The sequence below is a fragment of the Paenibacillus daejeonensis DSM 15491 genome (assembly GCF_000378385.1).
Lineage (GTDB): Bacteria > Bacillota > Bacilli > Paenibacillales > Paenibacillaceae > Paenibacillus_D > Paenibacillus_D daejeonensis.
In genome coordinates, this window is sequence record NZ_KB899665.1 from 263821 (window position 1) to 275685 (window position 11865).

Consider the following 11865-nt stretch of genomic DNA (forward strand, 5'->3'; position numbering starts at 1 on the left):
CAGCGAGTGGTAGCGGATCAGTGGCGCGTGGGCTTGGTCTTCCTGGTGCCGAGCCTGCATATACTGGTCAAAGAGGACGGAGTAGTGCGTAAATTTGAGGAAATTATGGATCTGGCGAGGGAAACTTTTGAGAAAGAAGAGAGTCTAATTCAATACATAGAAGTGCATGAGTATGCAAAAGGACAGCTAGATCGCATTCGACAAAGTGAGTCAAGCATACAGACCATAAGCTATATACCGGCCCTTCATTCGACAAAAAAAGATGAAAAAAGCGCAATCCGACAACGAGCATCCGACAGTCAAGTCTGCCAGTTTTTAGCTATAATACAAGTGTTGGTTTTGGAGATAGAGAAAATATAGGGATGGGGAATGGGAGTGCTGGTAATGGGGAATCAAGAGAAGAAAGAGGAGACCCTGGCGTCTTCGACTTCAGTTAGACTCGACATTAGGGACATCCTGCAGCAGTTGGGAATTAGCGAAGCCAAGCTTCCATATGACTTATCGGTACAACTTCAAAAACGAGAAAACCCCCGGTAACGGGGGTTTTGTACTGTAAGGTGTCCCGCCAACTGTAGGCAGTGCATCCTTACGACCCCTTCCGTCTACTTCATATTACGTTCAGCCCGGACAAAGGCAATAAACCGCCGCGATTCCTCAGGCGTCAGCTTGCGGCCGTCAATGGTCAAATCAAACTTCTCCAGGATTTCATCGTCTGACAGTTCCAGTCGGTCGACGAAGCTCCGGGTATCCTCGCTCAGAACCATATCTGAATTCTCAGTGCGACCGACCAGGTAATCGATGGACACCTTGAATAGATCAGCAAACTTGGAGAGTGTCTCCATATCAGGCTCACGACGGTTTTTCTCGTAATGCGATAATGCTGCCCGAGAGATGCCAAGTAGCGTCGCCGTCTGTTCCTGCGTCCACCCTTGTGCCTCGCGAAGCTGTGCAATTCGTCTACCAGTAATCATTATGCTCCTCCTAACCCTGTTAGCCTCATAATAATATGTAGAAACGACTATTGCATGCAATGATACAATTAGTCGCAAAAATCAAAAAAACTGTCCGAAAGGTCTTGACTTGTTACGTTCTGTATCGTAAAGTAAGGTTCATAATGATACGTTATGTATCACAATTCATCAGTATTCTCATTCTGTGACACATTTATTCGGGCCGTGTCATAATTTCGCGAACGGAAGTGGCGTATGATCATTCGCACCAAGACCAAAGTATCCCGGCGCAGGCATCTTCGACTGCAGCTGAGCCCGTCGCTGATCGCTGACATGGCAATCTGTGAGATTAGGGGACAGGCTATTGTTACTCGGTCAAGACCGGTACTTGTGCTCAATGCCAGCCAAGGAGGGTTGGCCTTCCTGTCGGTGCTGGATCTTCCTGTAAGCGGAGATTATACGGTGAAGCTGACCCTGCAGGAGCCCATGGCGTTAGAGCTGCGCGGACAGATCCGGTGGAAACGGCAGCAGGGCAATTTCTATGAGTATGGCATCGTCTATGTACCCGCACCTTCGGCCTCGCAACAACACAAGCTCATCTGCTTGCTGAACCGGCTGCTGCTGCAGCAAAGTCCGTCACAAGCCAAAATCCATTCTCTATATCAGCATCTTAGCGGACTGTCACAGCGCCCTGTGTGACCTCTTCAGGCTGCCTCCGCCCTGTGATGGGATTACAGAATCCTTACTTGCATCTCTAGTATTATAACGCAAAACGCGTAAAAAGTGGGAAACTGCCGCAAAAAAGGTCAACCCTCCTGCACCTTTATCACTGGAGGGACTCGGTCATGCTGTGGGCATTTGCGCGCCTTAGACGTAGATCGTCAAGGGTATGATGCGAGGTCGGGTTAGATGCCCGAGGATGGACCTCTCATATTTAGTAGAAGTCTATCCAATGCTTGAGCCCCTTTGTTGTTTGGATTCATTTCATTATAGAGCTCCTACGCAAGTAGAGCGTCCCCCAAAAAAGAGAATAGGATAGGTGATGGATGATGAAAAAAGTCAAAAAAGCCATTATTCCCGCTGCCGGTCTGGGCACCCGATTCTTGCCGGCAACCAAGGCGATGCCGAAGGAAATGCTGCCGATCGTCGACAAGCCTACCATTCAGTACATTGTGGAGGAGGCCATTGCCTCGGGTATTGAGGATATCATCATCGTCACAGGCAAAGGCAAGCGGGCCATCGAGGATCATTTCGACAATGCCTTCGAGCTGGAGCAGACGCTCTTCGAGAAAGGGAAGCATGATTTGCTTCGCGAGGTGCAAAAATCATCGGTGGTGGACATTCATTATATTCGCCAAAAGGAAGCAAAAGGTCTAGGGCACGCGGTCTGGTGCGCGCGTAACTTCATTGGTGACGAGCCGTTCGCCATCCTGCTGGGGGACGATATTGTCCAAGCGCAAGTACCATGCACTCGCCAGTTGATTGAACAATACGAGCGAGTTGGCTCATCGGTTGTTGGTGTACAGACCGTTTCCTACGAGCAGACCAATCGGTATGGGATTGTTGATCCAATGGGAGCTATCGACCGTCTGGTTCGGGTGCGGGAATTCGTAGAAAAACCACCTTTGGGCCAGGCGCCCTCCAATTTGGCCATTATGGGCCGCTATGTACTGACGCCAGAGATTTTCAATTATTTAGAGCTGCAGGAGACCGGATCGGGTGGAGAAATCCAACTCACAGATGCGATTCAGCGGCTTAATGAATCCAGTGGCGTCTATGCCTATGACTTCGAAGGTATTCGTTATGACGTGGGCGAGAAGCTGGGCTTTATTCTAACCTCACTGGAGTTCGCGCTTCGCAACCAGGAGCTGCGGGCACCGCTGGTCAATGCGTTGGAGAGCATCCTGGAGAAGGAGCTCATGAACAAGCTGGTATCCGTCCAAGGTGAATCTAGATGAGTCTGCCGACGCCAACTCAAGAACCGGAGCTCGTGACTGCGGAATCCAATCGTTATTATCCGCTAGCGGGGTCTGCCCAGTCCCTTGAGAGACGGAACTATCTTTTACTCAAACGCTGCATAGATATTCTGGGTTCATTAGGAGGACTGCTGATCCTTTCGCCACTAATCATTGTTGTTGCTGTACTGATCAAGCTGGAGGATCCGCGGGGACGCGTGTTTTACCACCAGACCCGTATTGGCAAGGATGAGAAGCCATTCCGGATGTACAAACTGCGTTCGATGGTCAGTAACGCCGACCAACTGCTGGAACAGCTGCGATCCCATAATGAGGTAAGCGGCGCGATGTTCAAAATGAAGCAGGACCCTCGCGTAACGCGGATCGGACGGCTGATCCGCCGAACCAGTATCGACGAGCTCCCGCAGCTGTGGAATGTATTGCGGGGTGAGATGAGTCTGGTCGGTCCAAGACCGCCACTGCCTAGCGAAGTCGAGAGCTATACGGCATTCGAGAAGCGGCGGTTATCGGTGGTACCGGGTTGCACGGGCCTCTGGCAAGTGAGTGGCCGCAGTACAATCGGCTTCAAAGAGATGGTCGATCTCGACCTCGAATATATTCGGGTACGCAGCACAATGTATGATCTCAAAATCATGTTCCGCACGGTGCGCGTGATGCTCGGAGCCAAGGACGCCTACTAATCAGTGAGAGAGTCCAACAGTCTGTTCGGATGGCAAGATTCCTTTAGAAGCGGCATACATATGAAGAAGACCATGCGGACAGAGGAGCTGACGAAGTGAAGATTTTGCCTACGGGACTGGAGGATGTACTGCTGATTGAAACGGCGCGCTACGGTGACCACCGCGGATATTTTGAGGAGAGCTACAACACAGACACATTTGCCAGTCTAGGTCTGACCATCGCATTTATACAAGACAATCATTCCTATTCAAGAGATGCTGGCACGGTTCGTGGCCTCCATTACCAACGCGCACCCAAGGCCCAGAACAAGCTGGTGCGAGTCGGCAGTGGAGCCATCTACGATGTGGCGGTCGACATCCGTCCGAGTTCACCGACCTATGGTCATTGGGTGGGCGTCATTCTGAGTGAGAGCAATGGGAGACAGCTGCTGGTGCCTGCTGGATTCGCTCATGGCTTCTGCACCCTGGTGCCGGACACACATGTCTACTACAAGGTGGATGCGCCGTACGATAAGGCATTGGACAGTGGAATCCTGTGGTCCGATCCAATATTGGGCATCGATTGGCCAGTAGCTACACCTACTCTCTCCGCGAAAGATGAGCAGCTGCCGCTCTTGCAAGTCGCGCGTGCTGACGGTGCACTGGATGACTAAGCTGCGGGTAGCGGTAACAGGAGCCCACGGCCAGCTAGGCTCTGATCTTGTCCAGCAGCTGATGGAAAGCGGGCATGAGGTCAGCGGTCCGGGGCGGGATGAACTGGATGTGACGGACTATGAAGCAACGGCTAACTGGCTGCGCCAGGTTCGTCCGGATACAATCATCCACTCGGCAGCTTTTACCGGTGTGGATCAGGCTGAGAGTCAGGCTGACAAGGCTTGGCTGGTTAATGCCGATAGTACACGTCATTTGGCAGTCATTGCTGAAGAGCTCGGCTCCAAATTGGTGTATATCAGCACGGACTACGTGTTCGGACGTAGTGGTCATACCACGCCTTACCTGGAATCGACGTCGGTGGAACCGATCAACGTGTATGGTCAGACCAAGGCAGCAGGAGAGGCCTATGTGCAAGAGCTGCACTCGCGCTATTACATTATTCGTACTTCCTGGATGTATGGCCGCCATGGCCGTAATTTTGTGGAGACGATGCTGGAGCTGGCACGGGGGGATATGCCGATTCAAGTGGTCGATGATCAAGTCGGTTCGCCCACCTGGACAGAGGATGTGAGTGCCTGCATTCTGCGCCTGCTGGCCACAGACAAATACGGGATTTATCATGTTACGAATGCAGGCAGCTGCTCCTGGCATGAATTTGCTTCGGCCATTTTTGAGTTAAGTGGCATCGGCAAGTCACCTGAGCCTGTGTCATCCGCTGAATTTCCCAGGGCGGCGCGTCGGCCCGCTTACTCTGTACTGGCACATGCCAGTCTGGCAGCTGGTGGATTCCCACCGATGCGCCACTGGCGGGAGGCACTGGCGGACTATCTCACGAAGCGTGTGTAACAACTAAGGATGATGATTTTAAATTGGATAGGTAAGGGGCGTTTGTGCATGAGATTAGTCTTATTATCCGGTGGTTCCGGCAAGCGGTTATGGCCGCTATCCAACGATGCCAGGTCCAAGCAGTTTCTCCCGGTGCTGGAGGACCCGGCAGGCGTCCAGGAATCGATGGTCCAACGCGTATGGCGGCAGTTGGCCGATGCAGGCTTGCAGGAGCAGGCATGTATCGCAACGAGTAAAAGCCAGGTGGAGATGATTCATGCCCAGCTCGGGCAGGATACGCCGATTGTGGTTGAACCACAGCGTCGAGATACCTTCCCGGCCATCGCACTAGCGGCAGCTTATCTGTACTCTGTCCAAGGTGTCAGTCTGGAGGAGACGATCGTGGTGCTGCCCGTTGATCCTTACGTGGAGACCGGCTTCTACCGGACGATTGCGAGCTTGCCGCAGGTGCTCGGAGATAGCGGTGCAGATCTTGCGCTAATCGGTGTACAACCGACCTATCCTTCTGAGAAATATGGCTATATTGTTCCCCGAAGCGGGTCAGCTGTCGCTGGAGACGGGGGAGAGAAGCCTTCCTACAGCCAGGTAAGCCGTTTTCAGGAGAAGCCCCGCCAGGAAGAAGCGGCAGCGCTGATTGAGCAGGCTGCGCTTTGGAATTGCGGGGTTTTTGCCTTTAAGCTGGACTATCTGATTAATCTGTTGATCGCAATGGAGCTGCCCATTCAGTATGACGAGATGGTGCGGCAATACGCCAAGCTGCCGATGATCAGCTTCGATTTTCAGGTCGTCGAGCGCGCGCAACAGATTGCGGTTACTCCTTATGCAGGAGAATGGCGGGACCTGGGAACATGGAACACACTCACTGAGGAGATGAGGCACCCATTGATGGGCAAAGGCATCCTGACCGAGGATAGTCGCAATACCCATCTCATCAATGAACTGGATATTCCAGTCGTGGTAGTCGGTTTGTCGGATGTGGTGGTTGCTGCCAGTCCCGACGGCATTCTGGTCTGCGACAAGTCTGCCAGTCCACGCATCAAGGAAGTGCTGAAGCCGCTGGAAGGCAGGCCGATGTATGAGCAGCGCCGCTGGGGCCATTATCGCATCATTGATCATCTGATCGCCGAGAGCGGGGACGAGGTATTGACCAAACGTGTCGCCATCCGGAGCGGCTGCAACCTGAGCTACCAGCTTCATCTGAAGCGCAATGAGATCTGGACGATCGTCTCAGGCGAGGGTGAGCTGGTCCAGGATGGGGAGCTGCGCCGTGTCGTAGCAGGCGATGTCGTGCGGATTCCTGCTGGGAGCCGTCACAGCCTAAGAGCTGTTACCAATCTCGAAATCATCGAGGTGCAATCGGGATCCGAGTTAATCGAAGAGGATATCATCCGGCTTCATATGGATTGGCAGGATATTGTGCTTTTGAGTAGATCATGAGGAGTGGAACGATGAGAATCGCGGTAATTGGAACAGGATATGTCGGCTTGGTGTCGGGCGTTTGCTTTGCAGAGCTGGGTCACCAAGTGACGGCGGTTGACCTCGATGCAGGCAAGATTGCCCGGTTGAAGCAAGGCGAGGTGCCGATCCATGAGCCGGGTCTGGAGGAGCTCCTGCAGAGGGGGCTGTCGGAGGAGCGGCTGAACTTTACGACGGAGCTGGCGACGGCGGTGGGTGGAGCCGAGCTGGTCATTATCGCAGTCGGAACGCCCCCGCTTCCGAGCGGCGAGGCGAATCTGGCATATATCGAGCAGGCGGCTAGAGAAATTGCACTTGCCCTGGAAGACTATACGATCATCGTGACCAAAAGTACGGTGCCGGTCGGAACCAACGAGCGGATTGCCGAAATCATCGACGGTCTCTCTGCTCATCCATTCGACGTGGTATCTGTGCCGGAGTTTCTCCGGGAGGGCTCTGCTGTACAGGATACGTTTCATCCAGACCGTATTGTCATTGGCGTGGAGAACGCGCGCCCGCTGGAGCTGCTCCGCCAGCTGCACAAGCCCTTAACCGAACAGATTTTTGTAACGGATATTCGCAGTGCCGAGATGATCAAGTATGCCTCCAACGCGTTTCTTGCTACCAAGATTTCGTTCATTAACGAGATCGCGAACATTTGTGAGAAGGTAGGGGCAGATGTAACCAAGGTGGCGCAAGGCATGGGATACGACCGCCGAATCGGGCCGGCCTTTCTCAAAGCGGGGATTGGCTACGGGGGTTCTTGCTTCCCTAAGGATACGCAGGCCTTGATTCAGATTGCCGGTCATGTCGACTATGAGTTCAAGCTGCTGAAGTCCGTGGTAGAGGTCAATACGGATCAACGATTGAATATTGTCCGCAAGCTGGAGTCGGTCTGCGGAGATCTGCAAGGCCGCACGATTGCCATCTGGGGATTGGCGTTCAAGCCGGATACCGACGATATGCGAGATGCTCCCGCGCTCGATATTATCGCAGAGCTGGTCCAAAAAGGGGCGGCAATTCGGGCCTATGATCCGATTGCCATTCCGAATGCTCGGCATATAGTAAAGGATACAGCGATTGTATGGTGCGATGAAGCGATGGCCGCACTGGATGGGGCAGACGCGCTGTGCCTGCTGACCGAATGGCAGGAATTCGCAGGCTGCGATTGGGATGCGATGAAGCGGCGGATGCGGCAGCCGGTGTTAATCGATGGCCGCAATCTCTACTCTGAAGCGGATGCGGCATCCTCTGGCTTCATCTATCGCTGCGTCGGACGTCCTCGGCTGGAAGACGCTCCACAGAATGTAGCCCCGCAAGCGCCGGAGCAGCTACAGTTATGAACAGGAAGCGCAAGGTGCTGATTGGCTGTGGCGTGCTGACCGCGCTTATTCTGTTTGGGGGACTGGCCTATGGCTGGCGCATGTACAATGCTGTAGAAGATACTGTCTCGCTGATGTATGAGCAGGTGGAAGAAGTCAAACCGCTCTATGTCAGCAAGGACCCGGAGGTGAAGCAAGCGACGAGTGCGCCTGCGCCGGAGCGACTGGCCAACCGAGAGTCGGTCACGATCCTTGCACTTGGTGTGGACGAGCGGGCAGGTGACCGCGGTCGTTCCGATACCATGATTGTGCTCTCCATTAATCCGGTGAAAGAAACGATGCTGATGTTCAACATCCCCAGGGACACGCGAACGGAGATCATCGGACGTGGCAAAGCGGACAAGATTAACCATGCGTATGCCTTCGGCGGTGTTGAGATGTCGCTGGCCACAGTGGAGCATTTTCTTGACTTCCCGATTGACTATTATGTGAAGGTCAACATGGATGGCTTTGCCCATCTCGTCGACCTGTTCGGCGGGGTCGAGGTCAACAACGATTTTGCATTTCAGTTGGACGGGCAATCGTTCGCAGCAGGACAACTCAGTCTTAATGGTACGGATGCACTGGCTTACTCCAGAATGCGGATGGATGATCCCCGGGGCGACCTGGGACGCAATACACGCCAGCGTCAGATCATCCAGGCCCTACTGCAAGATGCCATGCAGCTCTCGACTGTAACCAAGCTGGACCAACTGCTGCATACAGCGGGAGAGTATGTCCGGACCAATGCAAGCTTTCAGGAAATGCGTAATTTTGCAATGGGCTACCGTAATGCGCTGCGCAGCAGCCGTTCGGAAGAGATTAATGGCGAAGGCCGGAAGATTGGCGGCGTCTGGTATTACATCGTGGACGATCAGGAGCGTACGCGTATCCACGAGCTATTGAAAGCGCAATTGTAAAGTAGAGCCATCGAAGCAAGGTAGGACGAAGGAAGTGCAGCCATAGGCCATTATTCCTCGACAAAAAGTGAGAAAATGTGCCTATTTATAACAATATGTGACATCCATTATCATAGACTAGTAATCGTTACTAGTATTGGTAGTCTATGTTCGCAGTAGAGCCTCTACAACATGTGACAATCAACGATAGAGGGGCTTGATGCGTGATGAAAAAAATAGGTTGGTATTTAATGATTGGGTTACTGATTCTCGTAATCGGGTGCTCAGGATCCATTGCTGCTACGACTACCTTAGTCAGTCAGGAGGCGACAGGATTGCCAAACAACCAGCCCTATGAAGATTGGCGTCAACAAGAAGTGCCATTTGGACAGCACTCCTATTATCTGACGCCTTGGCGTGCTTATATGGACACATGGGATAAGAATAAATACCTGAATAGTTTGGGGGTTGTATTTAATGGTGTAACTGCAGCAGAGGCTGATGCTACTGCGCAGGTGCTGTCAGAGGCGGGAATTCGCCATGCGCGAATCGAGGTTGGTTGGGGGTCGCTCAGCTATGAGGATGACAATCGACTGCGACCTGCAACGGAGGAAGATTTACGGGCTCGCCTGCAAGCCTTGGCCAAGCATAATATTCGTCCGCTTATTTTGTTAAACTCACATTCTGGGGGCCCTGCCCCAAGTGTGGAATGGAATACGGTTCTCAAACAAAATGCAGCCAGTGGTGCACGGGAGATTTACTTAGAGTCAGTGGAGGGAATCGTGCCTCGCTATACTGGCCTCACAGGTTTATCTCATATGATGTATCCTGTGATAACCGCAATTGACTCTTCTACCGGTAAGGCAACCTTATCCGCTCCGCTCCCGAGGGCGTTACCTAAGGGGAATATTCGCTTGGCCAAGATTAAGTATCAACCATTTTCAGGCACAATTTGGGCTGATGGTAAACCCAACCCTGTAGCGCAGGAAACCATCAACGGGTGGTTAAAATACGTTGCTACGGTTACTTCTTTCGTAAAGAGCACATTGAATAACGGCTCAACTACAGATGCTGGGTTCGATGTCGAAGTATGGAATGAGCTTTCTTTCGGTTTTCACTTCTTGGATATTAATAATTATTATAATCCGAAGCTTCAATTCTCGCAGCAGCCCACCTACACCGAAGGCAATCTAAAAGTCGAGGGCGCTCAAGTTATCTTTCCATTAACAATTAATTATGTAAATAACCCTGCACATAATTTGCCTGGTGTTCGAGTCATTAATGGCTTCTCCAACCAAAGACCGTGGGACAATGGCACAGAAATGTGGAAAGACCAAGACGGCTTCAGCCGGCATTACTATACAGGAACGGATTTTCTGAGTTCTAATATGAGCATAAATAATATGAACCTGAAACGGGACTCCATGCTGGATGCACAAGGCAAGCCCCTCACCACTCCGTTCATCCCTAGTCATACAAGTTCGTTTCCGGAACGATGGTACCATGCCTACCAGACAGAATTTGTTGTAAGGGACCTTCAGCCCTTTCCGGGACCTCGGGGCCACCATCATCGTTATGCCCACCCAGGGAGTGGAACACCAGCGGAAGTATGGATGACGGAGTCAAACTTGTATAGAGATCCTTTTGCTCAGTTTCTTAGTTTTAGTAGCAAGGTTTCGTTAACGGATCCACGCATGGTTCACTTAATGCATCACATTGGAGCAAAAACCACACTGCGAAACTATATATTTCAATCGCATAAGGGACTTGAGCGAATATACCTTTACTCAGCTAAAGAGAAAGATCATTCTTTTGCATTGCTGCCAGAGTCGTTTTTTACAGAGCTGCAGAAGAACAATTACAAACTAACGGAGAGCGTGCGCCGTCAGACGGGAGCTCAATTGGAAGTTATTTCTAACGTTACGAAGCTTATGCAACAAGGCAGCTCGATAGAACAACCTCGCTCCATCCGAGTAGACGAGATACGGGCTCAGCAGCCACAGATTGTCTTTAAAGGGAATGGGACAGCATCCGCTCCGGATCGTTACCAGGCTGAAGATCTTGCTGTATTACCTTATCAATTACAACACAACCAGTTTGCCGTTGGTTACTATATTGTTACGCGCAATGTTACTCAGTCTTGGGATAGTCGCAAGGATGCACTGGACCCTGGCCGTTATGATATGCCAATTCAAAGTTATGATATTAAATTGTCAAACGTTAAAGGGAGCGGCGCCAAAGTTCAGGCATATGATCCGATGACTGGAAGAACGATGCCTGTAACTATCAAGCAAGCAGGAAACGACTGGATCTCCGTCCAGTTGGAGGTTACTGACTATCCTCGATTCTTGATTATTCAAGAGGATGGAGTAAAGCCACTTGTATTAAATCCTGTCTTAAATAAAAACGTAAAAGGGGCTGAATTATCATTCACGAGTAACGTTGATGCTAATGCAGTTGTAACTTGGGGCGCATATCCGTTCCGTTCAAGTGGAGCTTTTGAGCAGGAAGCATTCGCTAGTGATTTGTTCCGAGATTCGTTGGGAGCCACTTTAGTTAACAAAATTGATTTTCGTGATTTGCCCGCTCGAAAAAGCTCGTATCGATGGAAAGGTGAAATTAGCCCTAAATATTCGGAGAAATACACTTTTATCGTTGATGCAGACACCTGTAATACTAAGGTATGGGTCAATGAGAAGCTAATTGTTGAGGGATGCGGAAAGAGCAATATGGGGGACATTGAACTTAAGGCTGGTCAATCCTATAAATTAGTTGTCGAGTACGCTAATCCTTATGATTACTTGCATCGCGTCGCTCTTTACTGGGGTAGCTCAAGTCAATCAAGAGAGACTGTTTCACCTGTAATAGATACTTCTAAACAGCAAGCTTTTTCAGTCAAGGCTGGTGAAAGAGTTAATTTAAGTATACCAGAGCTTCTTTTAGGTGAAGGAGTTAAAATTAATCTGGAAAGTCAGGGTATTACAACCACTTATCCTCGATGGAACTATGATGTGAAGGGCGTAATTTGGAAATGACTATATAGA

Annotated in this window: 11 protein-coding genes; 10 read left to right on the plus strand and 1 reads right to left on the minus strand. The window is 51.1% G+C overall.

What is annotated here, in order from left to right; genetic code table 11:
- Nucleotides 1-84: 84 nt before the first annotated feature.
- Nucleotides 85-360, plus strand: a complete 276-nt coding sequence (locus tag F556_RS0119820) for a hypothetical protein (RefSeq protein ID WP_157272852.1) — start codon at nt 85-87, stop codon at nt 358-360.
- A 242-nt stretch (nt 361-602) separates the two neighbouring features.
- Here F556_RS0119820 and F556_RS0119830 read toward each other — a convergent pair whose 3' ends face one another.
- The gene (locus tag F556_RS0119830) at nt 603-971 is read right to left on the minus strand and encodes a helix-turn-helix domain-containing protein (RefSeq protein ID WP_020618741.1); all 369 of its coding nucleotides are present in this window, start codon (nt 969-971) and stop codon (nt 603-605) included.
- A 234-nt stretch (nt 972-1205) separates the two neighbouring features.
- Here F556_RS0119830 and F556_RS0119835 point away from each other — a divergent pair, with 234 nt between their 5' ends.
- From F556_RS0119835 to F556_RS0119875, 9 genes are all read left to right on the plus strand, one after another.
- Entirely contained in the window at nt 1206-1649 is a 444-nt protein-coding gene (locus F556_RS0119835) for a PilZ domain-containing protein (RefSeq protein WP_020618742.1), read from the plus strand.
- A gap of 350 nt (nt 1650-1999) precedes the next feature.
- Nucleotides 2000-2908, plus strand: coding sequence for a UTP--glucose-1-phosphate uridylyltransferase GalU (galU, locus tag F556_RS0119840; protein WP_040717332.1), 909 nt, complete (start codon nt 2000-2002; stop codon nt 2906-2908).
- Nucleotides 2905-3606 (plus strand): sugar transferase, encoded by a 702-nt coding sequence (locus F556_RS0119845; protein ID WP_020618744.1) that lies wholly within the window; start codon nt 2905-2907, stop codon nt 3604-3606. The genes galU and F556_RS0119845 overlap by 4 nt, the downstream gene beginning before the upstream one ends.
- A gap of 95 nt (nt 3607-3701) precedes the next feature.
- Entirely contained in the window at nt 3702-4259 is a 558-nt protein-coding gene (gene rfbC, locus F556_RS0119850; RefSeq protein WP_020618745.1) for a dTDP-4-dehydrorhamnose 3,5-epimerase, read from the plus strand.
- Nucleotides 4252-5106 (plus strand): dTDP-4-dehydrorhamnose reductase, encoded by an 855-nt coding sequence (gene rfbD, locus F556_RS0119855; RefSeq protein ID WP_020618746.1) that lies wholly within the window; start codon nt 4252-4254, stop codon nt 5104-5106. The genes rfbC and rfbD overlap by 8 nt, the downstream gene beginning before the upstream one ends.
- Before the next feature lie 48 nt (nt 5107-5154).
- A complete protein-coding gene (locus F556_RS0119860; RefSeq protein ID WP_020618747.1) occupies nt 5155-6543 on the plus strand; it encodes a sugar phosphate nucleotidyltransferase in 1389 nt (462 codons plus the stop codon).
- Between the two features lie 11 nt (nt 6544-6554).
- Entirely contained in the window at nt 6555-7904 is a 1350-nt protein-coding gene (locus F556_RS0119865; protein ID WP_020618748.1) for a UDP-glucose dehydrogenase family protein, read from the plus strand.
- On the plus strand, nt 7901-8842 hold the full coding sequence (locus F556_RS0119870; protein ID WP_020618749.1) for an LCP family glycopolymer transferase: 942 nt from the start codon (nt 7901-7903) through the stop codon (nt 8840-8842). The genes F556_RS0119865 and F556_RS0119870 overlap by 4 nt, the downstream gene beginning before the upstream one ends.
- A 206-nt stretch (nt 8843-9048) precedes the next feature.
- Entirely contained in the window at nt 9049-11856 is a 2808-nt protein-coding gene (locus tag F556_RS0119875; protein WP_020618750.1) for a PA14 domain-containing protein, read from the plus strand.
- Nucleotides 11857-11865: the final 9 nt, after the last annotated feature.